A 24,327-nucleotide genomic window follows, 5' to 3' on the forward strand; every position below is an offset into this window, starting at 1 on the left:
TTGCCCGATACATGCATGCGGCGGCCCGCGGCGGGTATCCGCGTTCCAGGTGAGAGGTGCCCGGGGAGTACGGGGTCCGTACCCGAGGAGTGCCGCACCGGCCCGCCGCTTCATCAGGGCGGGCAGCAGGACCGAACAAGCACCACAGGAGAGGGCCGCGATCATGCCGACCGGCTGCAGCACTTACGCGGGTGCGGCTTTCGAGGGCCGTACGGACAGCGCCGTGCACGCCAGGGATCTGGTGTCGGAGTTCGTCGCCGGGCTGCGTGCGAGCGCCGCGTTCCCGGTGCCGGCGGAGGCGCTCGGTGCGGCGCTCCTCGTGGTCACGGAATTGGTGACGAACGTCGTGAAGCACGCGTCGGGCCCGTGCGTCCTGGAGCTCGAACTGACCGCGGACGCCCTGCACATCAGCGTCTGGGACACGGAACCGGCGCTGCCGGTGATGGTCGCGCCGGATGCGCTGCGCCCTTCCCGGCACGGCCTGGAGATCGTGCACGCGCTGAGCCGGGCCGTGACGGTGGAGCAGCGGGCGGGCGGCAAGCGCATCTGCGCGAGCGTGCCGCTGGGGTGAGCGGCGCTCACCTTCCGGCACCTTCGGGGCAGAGCGGCGCTCTCGCCTTCGGGACAGAGCGGTGCTCTCGCCTTCGGGACAGAGCGGTGCTCTCATCGTCGGGACAGAGCAGTGCTCTCGCCTTCCGGGTAGAGCAGTGCTCTCGCTCTTCGCCGGGCTGGTGCGGACGAGAGCAGCGCTCTCGCCTTCCAGGTAGAGCAGTGCTCTCGCTCTTCGCCGGGCTGGTGCGGACCGGCGGGGTGGGCCGGTCATGGAGGCGCGTTGTGGAGGCGGGTGTGGAGATGCGTTGGGGCCAGGGCCGGGTGACGGCTCATCCGGGCGCCGCGAGCGAGGCCGGGTTCCAGCCGCGTACGCGGATGTGCGCCGACGCGGTGAGGGCGAGGGCGTACGCAGGCGCATCTGCTCGCCCGCAGACGGGATTCGGCCACTGGGCAGTGCGGCGCCCAGGACCGACCGTAGGCGGGGCTAGGCCGCGGTCACTTCGAGGGTGCTGAAGTCGAGCACGCGGTCGGCTTCACGCAGGGTCTCCTCGGCGGCCTGGCGCGCCTCAGCAGGAACGTCTCCCCTCTCTTCCACCAGGTCGGCGTAGATCGGAGCTTCGGCACTGTCAGCGGGGCTCACCGTGAAGCCTCTTTCCCTCGGGGACATGTTTCGTACTGCCTGGCGACAGCGAGGAGTGAGTCTACGAGCTCGTTTCCCGGCTTTGCAGGGGGGTCGATAAAACTCCTCGTCACCAAATCGTCACAGGCCGGGACGGAAAGATGACCCCATTCCGGGACAGGACATCCCTCAACGCACCCGATCATGGCCGGAATGCGCCGTTCCCCATGACATAGATCACGCCGCCCCACCGGCCCGGCACCCCGTCCCTGCGGCGTACGCCACACTCCACACGTCTCGTGCGGTACATCACATGCCGGGCGGACGCGGACGCTCCGGGCGGGCCACCCCCTCGTCGCCCCCGCCCCTTCACTTGTTCACGTACGCCCGACGTCCCGAACCTGCGGATTCGCCGCCGCCCCCTCCGTGCTGAGGAGTACGACGACCGAGTCCTGGTCGAGGCCCAGCAGGGCGCGGCGGTCCCGCGCGCCCGGGCCGGTCAGGGCCGCGCGGATCCCGGCCAGCGGGGCCGCGCCGCACGGGCCGCAGGAGATGCCGAGCTCGGCGAGGGTGGCTGCCGCGCGGGCGCTGTCGGCGTCCGTGACGGCGATCGCGGCATCGAGGCCTCGGCGCAGGACGGGCCACGCGAGGCTGGACGGCGTACCGCAGTTCAGTCCGGCCATCGTCGTCCCGCCGGTGCTGACGGTGCGGAGCTCGTCGCGCGCGAGGCTCTCCAGGACGCAGGCCGCGGACTCCGGTTCGACGGAGAGGAGTGCCGGAGGCGGCCCGGACGGGCGGCTGCGGTAATGCGTGACAACAGCCTGCGCCAGCGACCCCACGCCCACCGGTACGGCGACGAGACCGGGCAACCCGGCTCCCGCGGTGGCGAGTTGGGCGTCGATCTCGGCGCAGAGCGTGGAGTACCCCTCGACGATCCACGCGGGCACCCGCTCGTACCCAGGCCACGCGCTGTCCTGGATCAGGATCGCGTCCGGCCCGGCGGCGGCCTCGGCAGCGCGGCGCACGGCGTCGTCGTACGGCCCCGGGACCCGGGTCACCTCGGCCTGTTCGGCGGCGATGGCGCGTACGGCGTCGGGGTGGACGCCCTGCGGCACGAACACGTGGGCCCGCTCACCGAGCAGTCGGGCCGTACGGGCCACGGCGCGCCCATGATTGCCGTCGGTGGCACACACCAACGTGACCGGCCCCGCCGCCCGCCCCTCAAGTGCGCGGTGCACGGCCCAGGTCGCGCCGAGCGCCTTGAACGCGGGCAGCCCGAGGCGTGCGGACTCGTCCTTGACGAAGACGCGGCCCAGTCCCAACTCCTCTGCCAGGGCCGGGAGTTCCGCCAGGGGTGTCGGGTGGTAGTCGGACAGCGCCGCGTGGTAGGCGCGGGCCTCGGCGGGTGCGGGGGCGCAGGTCCACGAGCGGGCGGCCGGGTGCGACCACCACATCGGCGTGCGGGAGGCGGAGGACGTCATTCCTGCGGAGTTGGCTGACACGGGAGCAAGCGTGCGCAGACGAGAGCCCGCCGGTCCAGCACCGGTTCCGTGCGGCCCTCGCCCGCGTCGGGTCTCAGTCGGCCGCCCGGCGGCGGAATTCGGATGCGGCGGCGGACGTTCAGACCTGGGCTCCGCACGCGGAGGGCAAGCAGCCAATCTGCCGGGCATGCCAACACCCGGGTGGAACAAGGAAGTTCGAGGATCACAGGATCCACCTGCCGGGCAGGGCCAACACACAGGTGGACCACCGAAGTTCGAGGATCGGAGACTCCCGGGGGGGCATGAACAGTCGACTCTTCGCGGTCTGCTTCCACGCCGCGCACCCTTCGGACCTGGCGCGGTTCTGGTCCGGGGTGCTGGGCTGGGCACCTGCCGACGGCTCCGGCGGACGACATCGCCATCGCGCCGCCCGGTCCGGCCGACTTCCGCATCCGCTTCCTGCCGGTCCCGGTGCCGAAGACCGGCCGGAACCAGGCCCACTTCGACCGGCGCGGGCAACACCTTCCTCGCCGACACCGGCCTCATCGGAGCGCCGGCCTGCGACGGAACGCAGGAGGTCGGCCACTTCTGGAGCGCGGCGCTGCGGTGGCCGCTGGTCTGGGACCAGGACCAGGAGACCGCGATCCAGTCGCCGGACGGCGGCACGAAGGTCACGTGGGGTGGGCCCCCCGGTCGCGCCGAAGACCGGCACGAACAGACTGCACCTCGACCTGGCGGTGCCCGCCGAGGCCGACTGGCCGACGGAGATCGACCGTCTCCGCTCCCTCGGCGCCACGTGCACCGACGCCGCCGCGAGCCCTCCCCCTCGCGACCGTATGCCCACGCGTAAAGCACCCACGTACGATGACCGCACAAGCCGTCGCTCAAGGCAGGCGGCCGACCGGGACCGGGAGAGGCTGTCCGTGATCATCTTCGGCACGAAGAGCTATCTGTACCAGCTGGCCATCATCACGCTGGTGTGCGGTAACTGCGGCAATCCCGCCGCCCATTCACTGCGTAAGAAGGTCACGAAGTTCTCGCTGTTCTTCGTGCCACTGTTCCCGATCGCCACGTCGTACCAGACGCAGTGCACGTTCTGCGGGACCGAGCACAAGGTGCCGAAGGACCAGGCGGACGGCCTGCTCGCGCACGGTTCCGGCAGCCAGGGCGGCCAGGGCCTCCAGGCGCCCGGCCAGCCGCAGTCCGGCGGCCCGTCGCAGGGCAACAATCCGTACGCGTGAGAGCCTGCCGCGGCCTCGTGCATGAGCACCGGCCGCGCATGAGCGGGACCAACTCCCCCCGCACGTAAGGGATCCCTCCGGCACACCCCCTCCGCGTACAACTTCACGACTTGGTATGGACATGGCCGAGGCGGCTCTTCTAAGCTCCGCCTCGGCCAGTTCTGAGAGCGCTCTCACCCCACCCTGTTCCACCCCACCTCCGGGAACGACGAAAGGGTCCTCATCGTGAGACGCAAGCTAAGACGTGAGACAAGACGCGAGACGACACGCGAGACAACACGCGAGAAGGGACGCGGGACGAGACACGAGACGACACGTGGGACGAGGCGTACGGCCACTGCGCGGATCGCCCTCTCCTCCTTACTCCTCGCCGGTACCTGCACAGCCGCCTTCCTCGCCCCGTCCGCCGCGGCCGCTCCCCCGCCCGGGCCCGCGCCCGAAGCCCCCTCCGGCGCACTCCTCGACGCCTTGCGGCGCGACCTCGGCCTGACGCCCGCCGAGGCCCGCACCCGGCTCGACGCCGAGCGCGAGGCCGCCCGGACCGAGCGGGCCGCGCGCAAGGCGGCCGGGGCGGCCTACGGCGGCTCCTGGTTCACGCCGTCAAGGAGCGGCGCCGACGGGCGGCTGACCGTCGCCCTCACCGGCAAGGACAAGGCCGAAGCGGTACGGGCGACCGGCGCCGCCGTCCGGATCGTCAAGCGCGGCGCCGCTCAGCTCGACGCCGCCAAGGCCCGTATCGACCGGCTGAACGCACCCGCCGGTGTGGCGAGTTGGCATGTTGCCCTGCAGGAGAACCGGCTCGTCGTGAGCGTGGTCGAAGGGCAGCGGGACGACAACGATGTCAGGTCCTTCCTGAAGCGCGCCCGCTCCACCGCCGCCGTGCCCGTACGGGTCGAGACCGTCGCCGAGGCGCCGGCCACGTTCGCCGCCGGGACCGTGGGCGGCGACCCGTACTACACCGGCAACGTCCGCTGCTCGATCGGCTTCTCCGTGCACGGCGGGTTCGTGACCGCCGGGCACTGCGGGCCGGCGGGGGCGGGTGTGCGCGGCTGGGACGGCAGTGACATCGGCAGCTTCCAGGGCTCGTCGTTCCCGGGCGACGACTACGCGTACGTCAGTGTCGGCAACGGCTGGTGGACGGTGCCCGTGGTCCTGGGCTGGGGCACGGTCCCGGACCAGCTGGTGCGCGGTTCGGCCGAGGCGCCGGTCGGGGCGTCGATCTGCCGCTCCGGTTCCACGACGCACTGGCACTGCGGCACGCTCCTCGCCAAGAACGAGACGGTGAACTACAGCCAGGGCGCCGTGCACCAGATGACCAAGACGAGCGTGTGCGCCGAGCCGGGCGACTCCGGCGGCTCGTTCATCAGCGGCGACCAGGCGCAGGGCGTGACCTCGGGCGGCTGGGGCAACTGCTCCGGCGGCGGCGAGACCTGGTTCCAGCCGGTGAACGAGATACTCGGGCGGTACGGGCTGACGCTGCACACCGCCTGAGTCGTCCCGGCGTGCGCCACCCGGACGGGCGAGCTGTCCGGGTGACGCACCCGAGTGGCTCCGTGCGTCGTGCGGTCGCGCGGGGACATCGTCGTCGCAGGGGCCCGTCTTGGGCGGGCTCCCGTGCCGACGTCGTCCATGCAGAGAGGCCTGGTGTTCGCGTGGCCATCCATCCCCCGTCCCCATCCCCGCAGCCCGCGTCCGAGGAGGGCGCCCCGCACGCGCAGGCGGCTCCACGGCAGACCGGGCGCGGACTCACGGTGGTGAAGTGGCTGACGACCACGGACCACAAGGCCATCGGCACGCTCTACATGGTCACGTCGTTCGCGTTCTTCCTGTTCGGGGGTCTGCTCGCCCTCGCGATGCGTGCGGAACTGGCCCGTCCGGGCACGCACTTGATCTCCAACGAGCAGTTCAACCAGGCGTTCACGATGCACGGCCTGATCATGCTGCTGATGTTCGCGACACCGCTCTTCGCCGGGTTCGCGAACTGGATCATGCCGTTGCAGATCGGCTCGCCGGACGTGGCCTTTCCACGGCTGAACATGTTCGCGTACTGGCTGTATCTCTTCGGTTCGCTGATCGCCGTGGGCTCCTTTCTGACGCCGGACGGGGCGGCGAGTTTCGGCTGGTTCATGTACACGCCGCTCTCGGGCGAGGTTCGCTCGCCCGATATCGGCGCGGACATGGTGCTCATGGGCCTGGCGTTCTCCGGATTCGGCACGATTCTCGCCTCGGTCAATTTCATCACCACGATCATCTGCATGCGGGCGCCGGGAATGACGATGTTCCGCATGCCGATCTTCACCTGGAACGTCCTGCTCACGGCCGTGCTCGTGATCATGGTGTTCCCGGTCCTGGCCGCGGCGCTCCTCGCTCTGGAGGCGGACCGGAAATTCGGGGCGCACATCTTCGACCCGGCGAACGGGGGTGCGCTGTTGTGGCAGCACCTGTTCTGGTTCTTCGGGCATCCGGAGGTCTACATCATCGCGCTGCCGTTCTTCGGGATCGTCTCCGAGGTCATTCCGGTCTTCGCGCGGAAGCCGATGTTCGGGTACATGGGTCTGATCGGCGCGACCATCGCCATCGCCGGGCTCTCGGCGACGGTCTGGGCGCACCACATGTATGTGACGGGTGGGGTGCTGCTGCCGTTCTTCTCGTTCATGACGATGCTCATCGCCGTGCCGACCGGGGTGAAGTTCTTCAACTGGATCGGCACGATGTGGAAGGGCAGCCTGTCCTTCGAGACGCCGATGCTGTGGACGACGGGCTTTCTCGTCACGTTCCTGTTCGGCGGCCTGACCGGCGTCGTCCTGGCCTCGCCGCCGATGGACTTCCATGTCTCCGACTCGTACTTCGTGGTGGCGCACTTCCATTACGTGGTGTTCGGCACCGTGGTCTTCGCGATGTTCGCCGGATTCCATTTCTGGTGGCCCAAGTTCACCGGAAAAATTCTGGACGAACAGCTCGGGAAAGTCTGTTTCTGGACGCTGTTCGTCGGTTTCCACGGCACGTTCCTGGTGCAGCACTGGCTGGGCGCGGAGGGAATGCCGCGACGGTACGCGGACTATCTCGCGGCCGATGGATTCACGGCCCTCAACACGATCTCGTCGATGAGCGCGTTCCTGCTCGGCCTCTCGGTGCTGCCGTTCCTCTACAACGTCTGGAAGACGACGAAATACGGTGAGCCGGTCGGCATGGACGACCCGTGGGGGTACGGGCGTTCGCTCGAGTGGGCCACCTCCTGCCCGCCGCCCCGGCACAACTTCGAGTCGCTGCCGCGCATTCGGTCCGAGTCCCCGGCATTCGACCTGCACCACCCGGAGATCATCGCGATCGAGCACGCCGACCAGGAGCGCCTGCGGGCCGGGGGCAGGAGCGGCCACTGACAGGAAGCATTCGCTGCGGGGAATTCTGCGCGGGGGCTCCGTGGTGCACCGGAGCCCCCGCCGCGTATGCCGAGCCAGCCGCGTCCGGCATACGCGCATCCGGCCCTGGATCGCCGTGGGGCCGCGGCGCGCACCACCCCGTCCACGCCGCGACGTCCGGCACCCCGGTCATCGGATAGGAATGCAGTTTCACAGAATCGCCATAAGCGCGGGATGAGCCCCATTGCCCCACATGAGTGATGGAACCAAGGCCTCCGCTACGGGAGTTCTTCGCCCTGTGTAATCGACGCTGGTCAACTGGGCGGTCCCCGCCGGGGAATTCGCAGGCCCGATTCGAACACTGCGGGCAAAGATCAGACGATCGAGCGGCCGTCGACCCGTACCCCGCAGCGGTTACGGTGGCGCCATGCCCGAACTCCAGCTCCTGCGCCCCGAACACGCACCCGCTCTGCTCGACTTCGAGCGGGAGAACCGCGCGTACTTCGCGCGCTGGGTCCCGGACCGGGGAGACGCGTACTTCACCGAGTTCGCCGACATCCACCAGGCCCGACTCGCCGAACAGGCCACCGGCGCCTGCTACTTCCACGTAGTGGTCGACGAGGACGGCTCGGTGCTCGGCCGGATCAACCTCGTCGACGTGGAGGACGGCACGGCCCACCTCGGCTACCGCATCGCCGAACGCGCGACCGGCAGCGGCCTGGCCACCGTCGCCGTACGCCGGATCCTCCGGCTGGCCGCCGACTCGTACGGCCTGCACACGTTGTTCGCGGAGACCACCCGGGTGAACGCGGGCTCCCGCGCGGTCCTCACGCGGACGGGCTTCCGCTGCGTCGGCGAGACGACCCTCGAAGGAGAACCGGCACTCCGCTTCAGCCGGTCGCTCACCTGACGGTTCGCACTCGCGCGTAATTCGTTGGCATCCCCCGCGCGCGAGCGCATAGCGTGCGCCGGTCCGCCCTCGCACCGGCGGACGGAGATCCGCGTACGCACACCAGGGAACGGACGACGGCAGTGGCAGCGCAGCAGGGCTGGGTGGACGAAGGGTTCGGCGCCGTGGCCGACGCCTTCGCCGGGAATTTCGACGACTTCCCCGAACTGGGGGCCGCTACCACGGTGTTCGTGGGTGGCCGCAAGGTCGTGGAGCTGTGGGGCGGGGTGGCCGACGAGCGCACCGGGCGGCCCTGGCAGCAGGACACGGTCGTGCCGGTGTTCTCCTGCGCGAAAGGCCTGGTGGCCGTCTCCGTACACCTCCTCGCGCAACGGGGCCTGCTCGATCTGGACGCGCCGGTGGCCCGCTACTGGCCGGAGTTCGCGCGGCACGGCAAGGAGTCCGTGACCTGCCGCATGGTCCTCGGGCACCGGGCCGGCGTGCCGGTGCTCGACGCGTCGCCGTCGTTCGAGGAGATCGCCGCGTGGACGCCGGTGGTGCGGGCCATCGAGGAGCAGAAGCCGCTGTGGGAGCCGGGTTCGGCGTACGAGTACCACGGTCAGGTGCTCGGTTTCCTGCTCGGTGAGGTGGTGCGGCGGATCACCGGGTACACGCCGGGCGCCCACTTCCGCCGGACCGTCGCCGAGCCGTTGGGGCTGCACGCGTGGATCGGCGCGTCCGAGGCCGAACAGGCCGGGCGTGCCCGCCTTGTGGAGGCGGAGGGGCGGCCCGCGATGCCGGGGCCCGAGCATCTGCTGACGCGCATCGTGACGATGAACGGCGCCCTCGCCTTCCCCGGCCTGGACGCGCCGCGCGGCTGGAACGACCCGGCGCTGCTCGGCATGGAGTTGCCGGGCTCCGGGGCGCTGGCCTCGGCGAGCGGGCTCGCGGGGCTCTACGCGGCCGCCGCGACCGGCATCGACGGTGCGCCGCGGCTGCTGTCCGAGCCGACGGTGAGCGACGCGGTTCGGGAGATGTCGTCCGGGCCTTCCTGGCTGGGGCTCGACATGGGGGTGCGCTGGGGTTCGGGCTTCCTGCTCGACTCGCCGTCGTTCCGCCCGCTGCTCGGGGCGCGCAGCTTCGGCAATGACGGTGCCGGGGGTCAATTTGCCTTCGGGGACGACGAGTTCGGCGTGGGGTTCGCGTACGTGGCGAATCGCATGGTGGGCCATGGGGACGACCGGGCGAACCGGTTGATCTCGGCGCTGCGGTCTTGTGTGGGGGGCGTGATGAACGATCGCCGAGCGCAGCTGCTCGTCGGGCAGTTCGAGGTTGCCTGGGCGCTGTGCGACTACCACTTGGAGCGGCTCGTACCGGACGACTTCCTGTGGGAGCCCGCACCGCTGTGCTGGACGCTGCACCGCACACCGGACGGTGGTTGGCGACCGGACTGGGCCGAGACGGAGCCCGACCCGGTGCCCGTACCCACCGTCGCCTGGCTGAGCTGGCACATCGGCTGGTGGTGGACCACCGCCCTCGCGCACCTGCGCGGTACGACGCCGCCCGAGCCGCTCGACGTGGAGTGGCCCGGGCCGGGGCTGCCGGCCGTGGAGTGGCTCGGTGGACTGCGTACGGAGTGGCTGGCCGGGCTCGAAGCGGCGAGCGGGGACGGCTGGGACGAGCCCGCGGCGTTCCCGTGGCCGCGGGAGGCCGGGCGCACCATCGCCGACCTGGTGGCTTGGGTGAATGTCGAGCTGACCAAGAACGCCGCCGAGATCGGGCAGCTGCGCCTGCTGCGGGCCGTCGCGCCGGGCGGCCCCACCTCTGCCGACGGGTCCGCGACCGGCACCGGTTAGCGGACGCCCGTCAAGGTCGTGCGCCACTTCCGGAGGCCCCGCCCCCCGTTGCTGTCACAGAACCCAACGCCCCGGCGTCCTGTGTGCGTACGGCGCGGCGCACCGAGCCCGCGCCAGGAAGCCGGGAGGTCGTACGCCAGGAAGCCGGGAGGTCGTACGCCATGGAACCCCGTTTCCATCTGATGGAGAGCCCGACCGCCGCGAAGGTCGCCAAGCGGTTCTTCAACGCCTCGCTGCCGCTGGAGCAGTCGACTGTGCCGAAGGCGCTGCGGGAGCTGGTGGAGCTGCGGGTCGGTCAGCTGAACGGCTGCGCCTTCTGCGTCGACGTGCACAGCAAGGAGGCCGCGGCCGCCGGGGAGAGTGCGCCGCGGCTCAGTTTGGTGGCCGTCTGGCGGCACAGGGTCGTACGAGCCGGGCATGTTCGCCGCCCTGGCCGACTGAGCCGGGCGGGACCTCAGGTCAGGATCGCGCCGAGCGCCACGAAGGCGCAGATCAGCACGAACAGGATGGCCAGGAGCGGCCAGACGAACCGCAGGTACTTGTCGTAGCCGACCTTGGCGAGGGCGACGCCGCCGATGGTGACGGCCGTGGTCGGCACCCACAGGTTCATCCAGCCGCTCGCGGCCTGCCAGGCCGTGACGACGACGGCGCGCGAGACACCCGCGAAGTCGGCCAGCGGCGCGAGGATCGGCATCGCGAGCGTGGCGTGCCCGGAAGTGGAGGGGATCAGGAAGGCGAGCGGCAGGTTCACGACGAACACGATGACCGCGAAGACCCCGGACGAGGTGCCCTTCACGATGCCCTCGATGGAGTGCAGCACGGTGTCCGTGATCCGGGAGTTGTTCATGATCACGGTCACGCCGCGGGCCAGCATGATGACGAGGGCCGGGGAGATGAAGTCGCCGGCGCCCTGGGTGATCGTGGAGCTCAGCTTCTGCTCGCCGAACCGGGCGACGATCCCGACGAGGACCGCCGCGCACAGGAACAGCGCGGCCAACTGCGGGAAGGACCAGCCGAGCTCGAAGCCGTACGGCTCGGCGTCCGCGTCGCCGGTCAGGGCGCTCGACCAGGGCACCACCGAGAAGATCATGAACGCGAAGACCAGTCCGAGCAGGGCCAGAACGGCCTTGTGGAGCCTGGTGAGTTCGGGGGCCTCCTCCGTGGTGGCGGCGGACTGATCGCGGTCGCCGGGCAGGAATCCGCTGAGGGAACGGGCGGGGTTCTTCCGCACGCGCTGCGCGTAGTGCACGACGTACGCGATGGTGACGGCGGTCAGGACGATCCACATGACGAAACGGAGGACGATGCCGTCGCCCAGGGAGATGTCGGCGGCCGATGAGGCGACGCCGGTCGCGAACGGGTTGACGGTGGAGCAGAGCACGCCGACGCCCGCGCCCAGGATGGAGGCGCCCACGGCGACCATCCGGTCGTAGCCGAGGGCGAGCATCATCGGGACGAGCAGGCCGTAGAACCCGAGGGTCTCCTCGGCGAAGCCCTCGACCGTGCCGAGCACGGAGAACACCAGCATCACGCCCGCGATCAGCAGGGCGCCGCGGTCGCGCAGCCGGTGCGCGAGGCGGGCGATGCCGCGGTCCAGGGCGCCGGTCGCGAAGACCACGGTGATGAACGCGCCGATGGCGAGGACGAAGAGGAAGACACCGGCGCTGCCGTAGAGGGAGCCGGTCAGGTCGGGCCCGACCTGACCGGTCTTCTCGTCCTGCACGCCGTACAGGCCGTTGACCGGCGCGAGGAACAGGTCGTTCAGCCGGTCGACGAAGCTCTGCGTGGACTCGACGCGGTGGTACGTGCCCTGCACGGGTGCGCCGTCCTCGGTGCGCTCGTACGTGCCGGGCAGGATGAGGAAGGCGAGCAGCCAGATCGCGACGGTGACGACGGCGAGGACGGTGAGGGCACTGGGAAACGTGAACTTCCCTTTGCCGTCCGTCTGTTGGGGCTCCCCCGTGGTGGCGGCAGCACCGTCGCCACCGACGGGCGTGCTCATCGGGCCGCGTCCCTGCGGAAGTCCGTCGCGTACTCCCGTACGAACGCGCACATCGCGAGAACCGTGTTGCGCAGTTCGGAGAACAGGACGCGTTCGTTGGGGGCGTGCAGGTTGCACATGCTGTCCTGCGCGCCGAAGAGCAGCACCTCGGCGTCGGGCGCGGCCTGGGCGAGCCCGTTGACCAGCGGGATGGAGCCGCCGGTCGCGACGTACGCGGCGTCCTCGCCCCAGGCCTCCTTGAGGGCGGTGCGGGCGGCGCGGTAGGCGGGCCCTTCGGTGGTGGCCTCGTAGCCGGGCCCGGTGTCGCCGGGGGTGACGGTCAGGGGTACGCCGAAGGGGCGCAGCGAGCGCAGGTGGTCGACGAGCCGGGCCTGTGCCTCGTTCGGGTCCTGCCGGGGGTGGAAGCGCAGGTTGAGCTTGGCGCGGGCGTACGGGACGACGGCGGAGGCGGCGCCCTCGACGGTCGGCGCGTCCAGGCCGACGACGGTGAGGGCGGGCCCGCTCCAGAGCCGCTCGCCGAGTTCGCCGGAGCCGAGCAGCGGCAGGCCGTCGCGGACCCCGGCGAGGGTGCGGAACTCGTCCTCGGTGTAGCCGGTGCTGGACCAGGATTCGCGGCGCAGGCCGTCCACGGCGACGTCTCCGTGGACGTCGTGCAGGGTGGCGAGGGCCTTGACGAGGACGAGCAGGGCATCGGGTGCGGCGCCGCCGAACTCGCCGCTGTGGCGCGGCTCTTCGAGGGTGCGGACCTCGACGACGACCTCGCTCGCGCCGCGCAGCCCGGTGGTGAGCGTGGGCGTTCCGGGGCGGAGGTTGCCGAGGTCGGCGATGACCATGGCGTCGCAGGCGAACCGCTCGGGCCTGGTCTGCGGATACGTGTCGAAGGCGCTGCCGTACTCCTCCTGGCCCTCGAACACGATCTTGACGCCGACCGGGGGCCTGCCGCCGTACGCCCGGAGCATGCCGAGGTGGGCGATGACGTTGGACTTGTCGTCGGCGATGCCGCGCGCCCGCAGCCCGCCATCGACGGGGGTCGGCTGGAAGGGCGGGGAGAGCCACAGCGACTCGTCGCCGGGCGGCTGGACGTCGTAGTGGCTGTAGAGCAGCACGGTGGGCGCGGCCGGGTCGGGGGGCGGGATCTCGGCGAACACGACGGGCGCGGTGTCGGGCAGGTCGATGCGGTCGACGTTCTGCACGCCCGCCTCGCGCAGCAGCCGGACGAGCAGGTCGTGGGCCTCGTGGACGGGCCCCGATGGGAAGCCGGGGAAGGCCACGGACGGGATGGCGGCCAGCTCCTCCAGGTCGGCGCGGAGGCCGTCCATCAGGGCGTCGACGGTGGCGGGGAGGTCGTGGGCGTCGTCCTGCATTCCGGCACACCTCTCGTCGCATGGCGGTGTCGCATGGCGGTACGGGGTGAGCATCGCGGAGTCGTACGGCTGCCGCATCCGGGACGGCCCCGGGTCCCGCACCGTCGACTCGGACGCCGCCGATCGCCCTGCGGGCTCGTCCTCAAACGCCGGACGGGCTGGATTAAGTCCTGCCGGACGGGCCTCCTCAATCGCCGGAGGGGCTCAAAATTGAGCCCCTCCGGCGATTGAGGAGATTCGGGAAGGGGCGGGGAGGGGAGAAGATCACGCGGCCGTACGGGTGACCTCACCCGGCTTGCGGGCCACGACCAGTCGGCACCCCGGGCTCCCGTCCCGGCGGCGCCCGAACTCCTCCAGTGGGTGGAGGGACACCACGAACCCCGCACGCTCCAGATCCGCGCGCACCGCGCCCAGCGGCCACGTGCGGTAGTACATGACGAACGGCGGCCGCCGCACCCGGTTGCGTACCCGCATCGCCGCGTCGAAGCCGAGCAGCGTCCAGTACATCGGGGTGCCGATAGGGGGCGGGGCGGCGACCGGGAAGGCGAAGACGCCGCCGGGCCGGAGCACCCGGTGCACCTCGGCGAACAGGCCGGGCCGCTCGGCCGGCAGGAAGTGGCCGAACGCACCGAAGCTGACCGCCAGGTCGAAGGCGGCACCGAACGGCAGTGCGCGGGCGTCGCCCCGTACGAGGTGCGCCGGCTTCCCCGCACCGTCGGCCCCCGCGCGCCCGAGCATTCCGGCGCTGAAGTCGACGCCCGTGACCCGACGACGGCAGACCGCGCGCAGGACGTCGAGCCCCGCGCCGGTGCCGCAGCACACGTCGAGGCCGGAGTCGAAGGGGCCGAGGCGGGTGAGCACGGACTCGGTGGCTTCGACGAAGCGGTCCGGGGTGCGGAACGGGGTGTGGTCGAACTTGGGGGCGAGGAGGTCGTAGCCCCGCTCCACGGAGGTCAGCGCCTGTTCGGCCAGTTCGCGCAGGGTCGGCCCCTTGGAGGTGAACATTCCGCCACCCTAGCCGCCGGGTTTCGTTATTGACTCTGTGTCAATTTTTGCCGACCCGTTACTTCCCGCCGTGTCTACCCGCCCGTAACTTGGCTGGCGCACGACGCTCCTCCCCCACAAGCCGCAAGGGAGTCCGTTCGATGCCACCCAATTCCCGTTTCCGGCGCGCGCTGCGCCCCCTCACCGCCCTGCTCCTGGCCGCCGCCGCGCTGACGCCGGTCACCGCCGCGCAGGCCGAACCCACCCGGTCCGCCGCCGCGCCCAGCAGCGGCTGGAACGACTACGACTGCCGGCCGTCCGCCGCGCACCCCCGTCCGATCGTGCTCGTGCACGGCACGTTCGGGAACTCCGTCGACAACTGGCTGGGGCTCGCCCCGTATCTGGTGAAGCGCGGCTACTGCGTCTTCTCCCTGGACTACGGGCAGTTGCCGAACGTCCCGCTGTTCCACGGCCTCGGCCCGGTCGAGAAGTCCGCCGAGCAGTTGGACGCGTACGTCGACAAGGTGCTCGCCGCGACCGGCGCCGACGAGGCCGACCTCGTGGGGCACTCGCAGGGCGGGATGATGCCGCGCCACTACCTGAAGTTCCTCGGCGGCGCCGACGAGGTGAACGCGCTCGTCGGCATCGCGCCCAGCAACCATGGGACGACCTTGCACGGCCTCACCAAGCTGCTCGACGTGTTCCCCGGCGCCCGCGAGTTCGTGGACGAGAACACTCCCGCCCTCGCCGACCAGATCGCCGGTTCCCCGTTCCTGACGAAGCTCAACGAGGGCGGCGACACGGTACCCGGCGTCACGTACACGGTCATCGCGACCAAGTACGACCAGGTCGTCACCCCGTACGCCTCGCAGTTCCTCGACGGGCCCGGCGTGACCAACGTGCTGATCCAGGACAAGTGCGCGGCGGACCTCTCCGAGCACGTGGCGATCGGCCTGACCGACCGGCTCGCGTTCCACGAGGTGGCCAACGCACTGGACCCCGCGCACGCGAAGCCCACCACCTGCCTGTCGGCGGTGAGTTGAGCCCGTACGGGAACGACCGGCCGCGCCCCGGAGTGTGAGCTCCGTCAGGCGCGGCCGGTGTCGATGACACAGAAGAGGTTGCCGTCCGGGTCCGCGAGGACCACGAAGTCCGGGTCCTCCGGATAGCTGTCCCAGTCGACGCGCCGCGCGCCGAGCGCGAGCAGGCGGTCCACCTCGGCGGCCTGGTCGGCGGCGTCGCCCGCGTACAGGTCGAGGTGGACGCGCGGCCGGGCCGAGGGCGGGACGTCGCTCCGGCCGAGGGAGAGGTGCGGGCCCTTCTCTCCTTCGGCGGGGGTGAGGACCACCCAGTGCTCCTCGGGTTCGTCGCGCGGTACGTATCCGAGTGCGCGGGTCCAGAAGGCGGTCGCGCGGGGGACGTCCGAGACGCCCAGGACGATCGATCCGATGCTCAGCATGCGTCCATGATCCCGCAGCGCGGCGGAGGTCAGCGGGGGGTGCCGCCGAGGCGCCTGACCTCGTCCGCCGCTTCCTTCAGGCCGACGCCGGTGATCTGGCGATACGCCTTGACCGCCTGCACCTCCTTGCCCTCCGCCAGAAGCGCGTGGACCGGGGCCAGGTCCGGCATCAGCCCGCCCGCGTCCACTCCCAGGTGCTCGATGATCAGGTCCAGCTTGCGTTCGACGCGGGCGGTCCTGGCCTCCACACGCTTGACCTTGCTCTCGACGATGCTGGTGGCGAGGAGCAGCATGACGGCGAACATGAAACCGAAGGCTATGTACATGCCGGCCGATCCTACTGCCCGGTCACAACCACACATTGTCGTTGACGGATCCGAGACCCGTGCCGGAGAGGCGCCGATGCAGCGCCACCGCCTGGTCCTCCGTGAGCGAGGCGACGTGGTCGGCCGCCGCCCTCAGCACATCGCCGTGCTCGGCCAGTTCCTCGGCCCGCTCCGGGGGGAGCAGTTCGGGCGACTCGTGGGTCCAGCGCAGCAGTTCGCCGACGATGCGCCGCTTGCCGTGCTGCTGGGTGGCGAGGGCGGGGCGGTCGATGACGTACGCCCACACCAGTTCCTTGAGCAGATCGCAGGCGGCGCGCCGCTCGGCCGGGATGACGAGCCGGGCGCCGTAGCGGATGGGCGCGCTGCCGCCGATGTCCAGGGTGATGCCGCGGGTGAAGTAGTCGATGAGGTCGGAGGTGCGGCGGTTGACGGCGACGGCGTCGTCGTGGCTGCCGCTGTACGGCGCGGGCACGGTCAGCCGCTTGCCGATCTCCGTGAGGAGCCCCTGGGCCGCGGCCCGGTCGAAGGGCTCACCGGCACGGGCCCGCTTGCCCTGCACGTAGTCGAGGAAGCGCCGCACCTCGCGCTCGGTGTCGCCGCCCGCGGCGCCGGGCGGCGGGAAGAGGGAGGCGAGCGGGATGTGTCCGGTGCGGTAGAAGTCCTCGACGTCGTGGCAGGCGTACGTGACGTCGTCGGCCCAGTCCATCAGCTGTTCCTCGACGGGCACGTCGGTGTCGGCGCGCCCGTTCCGCACCCAGGCGAAGGCGGCCAGGTCGGCGTCGTACACGCCCCACTTGACGTGGCGGGCCGGGTTCTCGGCGAGCGGGGCGCGCTCCCAGGGGTATTTGGTCGCGGCGTCGAGGCAGGCGCGGGTGAGGTGGAGTCCGCGGTGGCCGGGGTACTTGTGCGCGGCGAGGTAGGTGACCACGCGGAAGGTCTGCGCGTTGCCCTCGAAGCTGTCCAACTGGCTTTCCCGGCCGCGCAGTTCGTCCATGGTGGCGCGCATCGCGGTCTCGCCCGCGTGGCCGAACGGTGGGTGCCCGATGTCGTGCGCCATGCAGGCCGCCTCGACGAGCGCCGGGTTCGGACCGCCGTACCGCCGTTGCAGCCGCTCGGCCATGCGGCGGCCGAGCTGGGCCACCTTCATGGAGTGGGTGAGGCGGGTGTGGTACGCGCCGAGCTCACCGCTCGCGACGACCTGGCTCTTGCCGGCGAGGGCCCGCCACTGCGTGGAGTAGAGAATGCGGTCCACATCGTGCTCGAAGCCGGACCGCTGCCCGTCGTCGGACACCCGGCGCCGCAGGGAGTGCTGTTCGAGGTCGTCGTCGCTGTACTGGGCGGGTCGCATGGCCGGATGGTACGCGCGCGTGCGCCCCTCAGGCTCCCGGAATTCCGGCGAGGAAGTCCCGTACGAGGGTGTTGTGGAAGCCCGCTCCGTCGTCCAGGGTGCGCTCGGTCCCGGCCCCGAACCTCATGAACGCCTCGACCCAGGCGGGCGGGGTCCCCTGGCTCGTCGGCCCCCTGTACCGGCGCACCGGCGCTCCTCGCTCGTCCACCTCACCGACGCGGGCCGGGCCGCCTTCGACGCCGTGATCGCCCGCGAACACGCCCTGCTGCGCCAGGTGGACGGCGACCTCACCGACGCCGAGGTCAGGGCCTGCCTGCGGGTGCTCTCCCGGATGCCGGCGCTCATCGACCACGTCGACGTGAACTGAGCGCCGACGTCCGACCAGCACCGACGTCCGGGAGAGCGCCCGTCAGGCGCCGCACACCGAGGCGCCGTTGTGCTGCTCGCCCGCGCCCTGCTCGACCAGGACGCCCTGCAGCTCGGGCACGGGCCACGCGGACCGCGCTCCGGGCTCGCCGCCCGGATCCGCGAGGCCGACGTCCGCCGTCCGGTGCCACCACTCCGCACCGCCGTCCTCGATGCAGCGCAGCAGGATGCCCTCGCGCAGGCCCCAGGGGCAGATCGTCAGCTCGTCGATACCGGTCAGCTTCATCACGGTGTGCGCGACGACCGCGCCCGCGAGGGACTGCCGGGCCCGCGCCGCCGAGATGCCCGGCAGCTCGGCCCGCTCCGCGCTCGTGCGCCGCGCCAACTCGTCCAGGGCCACGCGCAGATCCGCGCGCGCGAGCCGGCGCGGCGTGAACGGGCCGAACCGTCCCGGCGCCGCCCCGCACAGCCGCCCCAGCTGCTGGAACGTACGCGAGGTCGCCGCCGCCGTCCGGGGCGCCTCCCAGCGGACACGCGCGGCGGCGTCCCGCATCTGGTGGCGTACGTGCCGACGCAGCGCCTTGACGCGGCGGGGCGCGGGCGGGTCCTGGGTGCCGAAGAACTCGCGGGTGAGGCGGCCCGCGCCGAGCGGCAGGGAGAGCGCGAAGTCCGGCAACTTCGAGCGTCCGAAGGCCACTTCGAGGGAGCCGCCGCCGATGTCCAGCATGGCGAGGGGCCCGGCGCGCCAGCCCATCCAGCGGCGCGCCGCGAGGAAGGTCAGCTCGGCCTCCACCTCGCCGGGCAGCACGTTCAGGTGGAGTCCGGTACGGGCGGCGACCTTGCGGAGGAGCTCCGTTCGGTTGGGGGCGTCCCTGACGATGGCCGTCGCGAAGGCGAACGGCTCGGTCACGCCCCAGCGGCGGCCCTCGGCGCGGGCCGCCGCCACCGCGTCGACGATCCGGTCCACCTGGTCGTCGGGCACGTGGCCGCCCCGGTCGACGTGCTCGGCCAGGCGCAGTGCCCGCTTCGCGGTGTGCACCGGCAACGGAACGGCGCCGTCCGTGTCCGCGACGACCAGACGTACCGTATTCGAACCGACATCGATCACTCCCATACGCATTCCTAGCCGGTACCCGAGGAAGGGGGTGCCAATGCGGAAGGTGGGGGCCGACGTTGGCACGGTCGCGAGCCGGACGGGCTCTGGGGCTGCGCCCCCGGGACCCCCTTCTCGGCCGTCTTTCGGCTGCCGCGCCGTCGTGGCTGGTCGCGCCCCGCGGCGGAGCCGCAAACGTCGCAGCCCCGCGCCCCTATCAAACCCAGCCCGTCCGGCGTTTGAGGACGAGCGCCTCAGCGCGGTAGGGGTCCGGGGCGGAGCCCCGAAGCGGGGTCCAGGGGCGGCAGCCCCGGGCAGGGGCGCGGATGGGGCCGCAGGCCCCCACCGAACCTCAGTGCGCCGCGGCCGGGATCTTCGCCGTCGTCTTGCGCGTGGGGGCGTCCTCGCTCACCGGGACGTGGAGCCAGGCCGCCTCCGAGGGGACGCCGCGGTCGTCGACGGCCATGACCATGTACCAGCCGGGCGGCACGAGTGCCGGGTTCTTCGGCAGGGTGACCTCGACGCCGTCCTTCGTACGCTCGAAGTCGAGGGCGATGGACCGCTGTTCGACGTTGGTGACGTGGGTGAAGGCACCCGGCCGCATCAGGCGCATCCTCTTGATGGACGCGGCGTCCTTGCTGCTGAACGTCTTCTTCCCGCCCAGCTCGACGCTGCTGCGCCCGCCGTTCGGATCCTTCAACTCGGGCCGCTCGCCGCCCTGGTGGAGATACGGAGGCGTGTAGAGCTCGATCCGCTGCTCGAACGTGGCCAGCTTGGAGTCGGCCTTGTCGGCGAAGAGGGAGTCGGAGCCGAAGGTCATCACCCGGCCGTCCGGGAGCAGCAGCCCGCCGGAGTGGTAGTTGCGGCCCACGAGCGGGGCGGCGGCCGAGTCGAACTTGTTGGTCTCCGGGTCGTAGAGCGCGGCCTTGAGCACGTTGGTGTCGCCCTTGCCCCGGTAGTCGCCGGAGCCGTTGGTGGTGAGCACCTTGTCGTCCGGCAGGATCACACTCGTGGGATAGCGGGCCTTCTCGTACAGGTCGGGGCCGTCCACGAAGCGCGGGCTCGCCGCCTTGAGGTCGGCGATGCGGGTGTGGTTGGTGGCCTTCTCGGACTCGCCGACGCCACCGCCGCCGAGCACCATGTACTTCTGGTCCTGGGCCGGGGGCAGCAGTACCGACATCGAGGTCTCCAGGATGTCGGGGTCACTGATGCCGGGCACCTTTGTGAACTCGTTGGAGTCCAGGTCCCACAGACCGGGCTCGCGCCCCTGGTCGTCCGGTCCGTACCCGGCGTTGGAGCCGGTGTAGAAGAGCCGCCCGTCGTCGGCGAGGAAGAGGGCGGGATAGGTCGGGAAGAAGCGGGACTTGGGGAGGTAGCGCCACTTCTTGGTCTTCGGGTCGTACACCTCGTTCTTGCCCGGCACGACCTGGCCGATCTCGTCGAGGCCGGACACGGAGAGGACCTTGCCGTCCTCCAGGGTGGTCAGGGTGGGATACCAGCGGGCCTCGCCCATCGGGTCGACCTTGATGTACCGCTCGGCGACGGGGTCGAACTCGTAGGCGTCCTTGATCCCTTGGAAGTCCTTCTTGTCGAAGGACAGCTTCTGCGCGATGCCGTAGATGTTCTGCCGCTCATCGCCCTTGAGCCCGGAGACGCGGTACTGGTCCTGCGCACCGGTCTGATACTCCTCGCCCTTCTCCGGTGCCTCCACGTACACGCGCGCGTTGCTCGCGGTGACCTTGGTCTTGCCGGTCTTCGGGTCGGTGGTCTTCTTCGCGCGCGGCACGACCAGGCTGGCCTGCGACTCGAAGGTCTTGCCGTTCTCCTGGCCGGTGAAGCGGGTGCCGGCGGGCAGGGTCTTCGGCTTGTCCGGGTTCTCGTTGTAGACGATCATCAGGCCGCCGGCCTTCTCCACGTCGCCCTTGAGCGTCTCGTAGCGCTGCGTTCCGCCCGCCACCAGCAGGTTCCCGTCCGGGAGTTGGGTGTGTCCGGCGCAGAACAGGTCGGCGGGGGTGGGCACGTTCTCGAAGGTGTTCTTCACGGGGTCCCACAGCACGGTACGGAAGGTCTTCGCGTCGAACATCTTCGCGTTGTTGCCCGAGCCCGCGATCAGGAGGACCTTGCCGGTGTGCAGGAGCGCGGCGTGGATCGTGTTGATGCGGTACTTCTCCGGTACGTCCACGACCTTCCACTGGCCGTTCTCCGCCTTGTACTCCGGCTGATCGATCTCGTACGCGTGATACCGCTCCGAGGCGAAGTCGTAGACCGCCGGGGCGTTGGTCCCCGCGAGGACAAGGACGACGGCGCCGCCCAGAAAGACCCTGGTGGTGCGGCGGCTCGGACGGTATCCCATCGACAACTCCCCATGAGGCACTACGGCAGCGACCCTGACGCCCACCAATGGGCGTTTTGCACGTTTTGCACTCTATGACGAGTCCGGACATTAGTCCTGGATGACCGTAGGGACTTTGGTCCTCGGCCGACCGGGGCCGAGCCCTTCCCCCTGCGGCGATGGACTGGCCAGATACTTGCGGTTCTAGTCCATCTGGCCACTGGTTCATCCTGGGGTCCTGCCGGAGGATCGGAGGCATGAGAATCCTGTGGATCTACGCCCACCCCGAACGGCACTCCCTCAACGGCACCTTGCTCGACGCGGGACTGCGCACGCTCGACTCCCTCGGCCACGAGCACCGGGTGTCCGACCTGTACGCGATGGACTGGAAGGCCGTCGTCGACCCGGCGGACTTCGGGGGGCCCGGAGCCGAGCCGACCGCCCCGGGGCGCGAGCGGCTCATCGTCGGCGCCGCACAGGAACGGGCGCACGGACGCGGGGAGTTGAGCGCCGACATCCGGGCCGAGCAGGAGAAGCTCGCCTGGGCGGACACCGTGGTCTTCCAGTTCCCGCTGTGGTGGTTCGGGCCGCCCGCGATCCTGAAGGGCTGGTTCGACCGGGTCCTCGTGCAGGGCTTCGCCTTCGGCCTCAAGGACGAGGCGGGTACGACCCTGCGGTACGGGGACGGCGGGCTCGCGGGCAAGCGCGCCCTGATCGTCACGTCGGTCGGGGCCCGCGAGTCCAGCTTCGGCCCGCGCGGCATCCACGGCCCGATCGACGAGGTGCTGTTCCCGCTCCTGCACGGCACGTTCTGGTACACGGGCATGACCCCGCTCGCCCCGTTCACCGTCTACGGCGCCGACCGGATGACCCCGGCGGGAGCCCGCGCCACCACCGAGGCCCTGGGAGACCGGCTGCGCGGCCTGGCGGACGAGGAGCCGCTGCGCTACCGGCACGAGCAGGGCGGCGACTACGACGCCGACCTGGTACTGCGGCCCGATGTGGCACCGGGACGGTCGGGGGTCGCGGCACAGCGGCTCGACGCACGCGACCGGGTGGGGGCGGGGCACTGAGGCCGGGGCGCTGAGGCGGCGGCCCCGAGCCCGGGCGCCCCAACTGCCGTTGCGGACCGCGCAATTCGAGTTGCGGCGCTTGCCCGGCGTGGACCACACCCGTCGCTGTGTCCCCATGGACGGCCCCACACCTCCCACCCCGAGGGCAGCCCCAGCAGGCGTCGCCTCCTCGGCGCGCTCTCGGCCGTGGGCGCCCTGGCCACACTGTCCGGCGCGAGCGCCCGGCCCGCGCCCCCGCCGTCGCCCCGCCGCGACAGGTCCGGCCGCCCGCGCCCGCTCCTCATCGGCACGTACACCTCGGCCGGAGCCGGCGGCAAGGGCATCGGGGTGGCCTCGTACGACCCGGCCGACGGGAGGATCACCGCGGGCGAGACCCTCACCGGCGTCGACGACCCGTCGTATCTGGCGGTCCACCCGGACGGGCGGACGTACTACGCGGTGAACGAGCAGGAGCAGGGCGGTGTGACCGCGGTCCGCTTCCGGCCGGACGGCCCGCACGAGGTGATCGGGCGGCGCGACAGCGGCGGCGCCGCACCCTGCCACCTGTCGGTGCACCCGAGCGGAAAGTGGCTGCTCACCGCCCACTACGGCTCGGGAAACGTCGCCGTCCACCCGATCGACGCGTCCGGCGCCCTAGGCGAGCGGGCCGACCTCGTCACCCACGACAGCCCGCCGCCGGGTCCCGGACAGCAGGGGCCGCCCGCCCACCAATTCCTCACCGCCCCCGACGGCGACCACCTGCTCGCCACCGACCTCGGCACGGACACGGTCTACACGTACCGGCTGGACCCCTCGGCGGGCACCCTGACCCGCGTCGCGCAGGCCGCGTTCCGGCCCGGCTCGGGCCCGCGGCACCTCACCTTCCATCCCTCGGGGCGGTACGCGTACGTCGCCGTCGAGCTCGACAACACCGCGGTCGTCTGCGCGTACGACCCGGCGAGCGGCCGCCTCACTCCGGGCGAGCCGCAGGAGACCGGCACCGGGTCCGGCACCAGCCATCCGGCGATGTTCGCGGTCACTCCGGACGGCGCGTACGCCTACCTCGCCAACCGCGGCCACAACAGCCTCACCCGGTACGGGATCGAGTCCGGCGGCGCCCGCCTGCGGCTGCTCGACACGGTCCCCGTGGGCGGCGACTTCCCCCCGTCACATCGCCCTCTCCCCCGACGGCGCGCTGCGGCCGGTCGGCGAGGGCTTCGCCTCCCCCGGGGCGGTATGCGCGCTGCCTCTGTGACGCCGCGACGGGTGTTCACCGCCCCACGGCGCCACAATGGACGTACGCACCCCGCCGGACGACCGGAGGACCCGTGGCACGCCTGCTGTACACCGTGATCACCTCGCTCGACGGTTTCATCGCCGACGAGGACGGTTCCTTCGACTGGGCCGCGCCCGACGACGAGGTGCACGCGTTCATCAACGACCAGGAGCGCTCGGTCGGCACCCAACTGCTCGGCCGACGTATGTACGGGGTGCTGCGGTACTGGGAGACCGTCCTCGACGAACCCGGTCAGCCACCCGTGGCGGTGGACTTCGCGCGGCAGTGGCTCGGCGCCGACAAGATCGTGTACTCCCGGACCCTCCGCGAGGTCTCGACCGCGCGCACCCGGATCGAGCGCGAATTCGACCCCGAGGCGGTCGCGCGGCTCAAGGAATCGGCCACCCGCGACCTCGCCGTCGGCGGGCCCGAACTGGCCCGGCACGCCTTCGCCGCGGGGCTCGTCGACGAGTGCCGGGTGTTCCTCGTCCCCTACCTGGTCGGTGGCGGCAAGCGGGCCTTTCCCGCCGGGTTCAGCAGCGGCCTCGAACTGCTGGAACAGCGCCGCTTCGCGGGCGGTACGACGTTTCTGCGGTACGCGCCGCGCAGCTGAACCGGATCCGCCCCAGCCCGTCACCCGCCCGGGGCAAACGGCTATTTTCGGCCTCAACTGCCCGGCCTTCAGGCACAGTTGAGGGCTGTGCGCAACACCATAAAGCGCCCGGCAA

The 24,327-nt window shown here is 71.2% G+C and carries 22 protein-coding genes and 3 pseudogenes; 14 read left to right on the plus strand and 11 right to left on the minus strand.

Going from position 1 to position 24,327, the window contains the following annotated elements:
- The first annotated feature begins 163 nt into the window (after window positions 1-163).
- Window positions 164-571: an ATP-binding protein gene (locus tag QIT00_RS21720; protein ID WP_282537012.1), complete on the plus strand. Its 408-nt coding sequence runs from the start codon at window positions 164-166 to the stop codon at window positions 569-571.
- Window positions 572-1,036: 465 nt separating this feature from the next.
- Here QIT00_RS21720 and QIT00_RS21725 read toward each other — a convergent pair whose 3' ends face one another.
- Window positions 1,037-1,192, minus strand: a complete 156-nt coding sequence (locus QIT00_RS21725; protein WP_282537013.1) for a hypothetical protein — start codon at window positions 1,190-1,192, stop codon at window positions 1,037-1,039.
- Window positions 1,193-1,548: 356 nt separating this feature from the next.
- Entirely contained in the window at window positions 1,549-2,625 is a 1,077-nt protein-coding gene (locus tag QIT00_RS21730) for a diaminopropionate ammonia-lyase (protein WP_282537103.1), read from the minus strand.
- A gap of 329 nt (window positions 2,626-2,954) precedes the next feature.
- On the opposite strand from QIT00_RS21730, the pseudogene QIT00_RS21735 reads away from it, so the two are divergent.
- From QIT00_RS21735 to QIT00_RS21770, 8 genes and pseudogenes are all read left to right on the plus strand, one after another.
- Window positions 2,955-3,464, plus strand: a pseudogene (locus QIT00_RS21735) (VOC family protein); the annotation flags it as partial.
- Between the two features lie 111 nt (window positions 3,465-3,575).
- Complete coding sequence (locus QIT00_RS21740) at window positions 3,576-3,893, plus strand: zinc-ribbon domain-containing protein (RefSeq protein WP_282537104.1); 318 nt, start codon at window positions 3,576-3,578, stop codon at window positions 3,891-3,893.
- Between the two features lie 345 nt (window positions 3,894-4,238).
- The gene (locus QIT00_RS21745) at window positions 4,239-5,384 is read left to right on the plus strand and encodes a S1 family peptidase (RefSeq protein WP_282537105.1); all 1,146 of its coding nucleotides are present in this window, start codon (window positions 4,239-4,241) and stop codon (window positions 5,382-5,384) included.
- Window positions 5,385-5,545: 161 nt separating this feature from the next.
- Window positions 5,546-7,273 carry an aa3-type cytochrome oxidase subunit I gene (gene ctaD, locus QIT00_RS21750; protein ID WP_282537014.1) on the plus strand — a complete coding sequence of 576 codons (1,728 nt, stop codon included), beginning with the start codon at window positions 5,546-5,548 and terminating at the stop codon, window positions 7,271-7,273.
- A 406-nt stretch (window positions 7,274-7,679) separates the two neighbouring features.
- Window positions 7,680-8,162 carry a GNAT family N-acetyltransferase gene (locus tag QIT00_RS21755; RefSeq protein WP_282537015.1) on the plus strand — a complete coding sequence of 161 codons (483 nt, stop codon included), beginning with the start codon at window positions 7,680-7,682 and terminating at the stop codon, window positions 8,160-8,162.
- 122 nt (window positions 8,163-8,284) lie between these two features.
- Window positions 8,285-9,424, plus strand: a pseudogene (locus QIT00_RS21760) (serine hydrolase domain-containing protein); the annotation flags it as partial.
- 6 nt (window positions 9,425-9,430) lie between these two features.
- Entirely contained in the window at window positions 9,431-9,997 is a 567-nt protein-coding gene (locus QIT00_RS21765) for a DinB family protein (protein WP_282537106.1), read from the plus strand.
- Window positions 9,998-10,158: 161 nt separating this feature from the next.
- Window positions 10,159-10,545 carry a carboxymuconolactone decarboxylase family protein gene (locus tag QIT00_RS21770; protein WP_282537016.1) on the plus strand — a complete coding sequence of 129 codons (387 nt, stop codon included), beginning with the start codon at window positions 10,159-10,161 and terminating at the stop codon, window positions 10,543-10,545.
- Here the strand turns inward: QIT00_RS21770 and QIT00_RS21775 are convergent.
- The 3 genes from QIT00_RS21775 to QIT00_RS21785 form a co-directional block, all read right to left on the minus strand.
- The gene (locus tag QIT00_RS21775) at window positions 10,452-11,999 is read right to left on the minus strand and encodes a YfcC family protein (protein ID WP_282537017.1); all 1,548 of its coding nucleotides are present in this window, start codon (window positions 11,997-11,999) and stop codon (window positions 10,452-10,454) included. The two genes, QIT00_RS21770 and QIT00_RS21775, sit on opposite strands and share 94 nt — an antisense overlap.
- Complete coding sequence (locus QIT00_RS21780; RefSeq protein ID WP_282537018.1) at window positions 11,996-13,363, minus strand: M20/M25/M40 family metallo-hydrolase; 1,368 nt, start codon at window positions 13,361-13,363, stop codon at window positions 11,996-11,998. Before QIT00_RS21780 ends, QIT00_RS21775 begins: the two co-directional genes overlap by 4 nt.
- A gap of 264 nt (window positions 13,364-13,627) precedes the next feature.
- Window positions 13,628-14,368 carry a class I SAM-dependent methyltransferase gene (locus tag QIT00_RS21785; RefSeq protein WP_282537019.1) on the minus strand — a complete coding sequence of 247 codons (741 nt, stop codon included), beginning with the start codon at window positions 14,366-14,368 and terminating at the stop codon, window positions 13,628-13,630.
- A 140-nt stretch (window positions 14,369-14,508) separates the two neighbouring features.
- Between QIT00_RS21785 and QIT00_RS21790 the strand changes: the two genes are divergently transcribed.
- On the plus strand, window positions 14,509-15,390 hold the full coding sequence (locus QIT00_RS21790; protein ID WP_282537020.1) for an esterase/lipase family protein: 882 nt from the start codon (window positions 14,509-14,511) through the stop codon (window positions 15,388-15,390).
- A gap of 44 nt (window positions 15,391-15,434) precedes the next feature.
- Here QIT00_RS21790 and QIT00_RS21795 read toward each other — a convergent pair whose 3' ends face one another.
- Genes QIT00_RS21795 through QIT00_RS21810 form a run of 4 tightly spaced genes read right to left on the minus strand, consistent with a single transcriptional unit; the run spans window position 15,435 to window position 17,667 of the window.
- Window positions 15,435-15,806, minus strand: coding sequence for a VOC family protein (locus QIT00_RS21795; protein ID WP_282537021.1), 372 nt, complete (start codon window positions 15,804-15,806; stop codon window positions 15,435-15,437).
- 29 nt (window positions 15,807-15,835) lie between these two features.
- On the minus strand, window positions 15,836-16,132 hold the full coding sequence (locus QIT00_RS21800) for a hypothetical protein (protein ID WP_282537022.1): 297 nt from the start codon (window positions 16,130-16,132) through the stop codon (window positions 15,836-15,838).
- 22 nt (window positions 16,133-16,154) lie between these two features.
- On the minus strand, window positions 16,155-17,480 hold the full coding sequence (locus tag QIT00_RS21805; protein ID WP_282537023.1) for a deoxyguanosinetriphosphate triphosphohydrolase family protein: 1,326 nt from the start codon (window positions 17,478-17,480) through the stop codon (window positions 16,155-16,157).
- A gap of 28 nt (window positions 17,481-17,508) precedes the next feature.
- Window positions 17,509-17,667, minus strand: a complete 159-nt coding sequence (locus QIT00_RS21810) for a hypothetical protein (RefSeq protein WP_282537114.1) — start codon at window positions 17,665-17,667, stop codon at window positions 17,509-17,511.
- 54 nt (window positions 17,668-17,721) lie between these two features.
- On the opposite strand from QIT00_RS21810, the gene QIT00_RS38980 reads away from it, so the two are divergent.
- The gene (locus tag QIT00_RS38980) at window positions 17,722-17,847 is read left to right on the plus strand and encodes a hypothetical protein (protein WP_408909821.1); all 126 of its coding nucleotides are present in this window, start codon (window positions 17,722-17,724) and stop codon (window positions 17,845-17,847) included.
- A 42-nt stretch (window positions 17,848-17,889) separates the two neighbouring features.
- Here QIT00_RS38980 and QIT00_RS21820 read toward each other — a convergent pair whose 3' ends face one another.
- The gene (locus tag QIT00_RS21820; RefSeq protein ID WP_282537024.1) at window positions 17,890-18,966 is read right to left on the minus strand and encodes a Ppx/GppA phosphatase family protein; all 1,077 of its coding nucleotides are present in this window, start codon (window positions 18,964-18,966) and stop codon (window positions 17,890-17,892) included.
- 325 nt (window positions 18,967-19,291) lie between these two features.
- Complete coding sequence (gene glxA, locus QIT00_RS21825) at window positions 19,292-21,292, minus strand: radical copper oxidase GlxA (protein ID WP_282537025.1); 2,001 nt, start codon at window positions 21,290-21,292, stop codon at window positions 19,292-19,294.
- 236 nt (window positions 21,293-21,528) lie between these two features.
- Here glxA and QIT00_RS21830 point away from each other — a divergent pair, with 236 nt between their 5' ends.
- The 3 genes and pseudogenes from QIT00_RS21830 (at window position 21,529) to QIT00_RS21840 (ending at window position 24,212) form a co-directional block, all read left to right on the plus strand.
- Window positions 21,529-22,344, plus strand: coding sequence for an NAD(P)H-dependent oxidoreductase (locus QIT00_RS21830; RefSeq protein WP_282537026.1), 816 nt, complete (start codon window positions 21,529-21,531; stop codon window positions 22,342-22,344).
- Window positions 22,345-22,449: 105 nt separating this feature from the next.
- Window positions 22,450-23,578: pseudogene (locus QIT00_RS21835) on the plus strand (lactonase family protein).
- 73 nt (window positions 23,579-23,651) lie between these two features.
- Complete coding sequence (locus QIT00_RS21840; protein ID WP_282537027.1) at window positions 23,652-24,212, plus strand: dihydrofolate reductase family protein; 561 nt, start codon at window positions 23,652-23,654, stop codon at window positions 24,210-24,212.
- Window positions 24,213-24,327: the final 115 nt, after the last annotated feature.

This window comes from Streptomyces luteolus (assembly GCF_029968015.1).
Lineage (GTDB): Bacteria > Actinomycetota > Actinomycetes > Streptomycetales > Streptomycetaceae > Streptomyces > Streptomyces luteolus.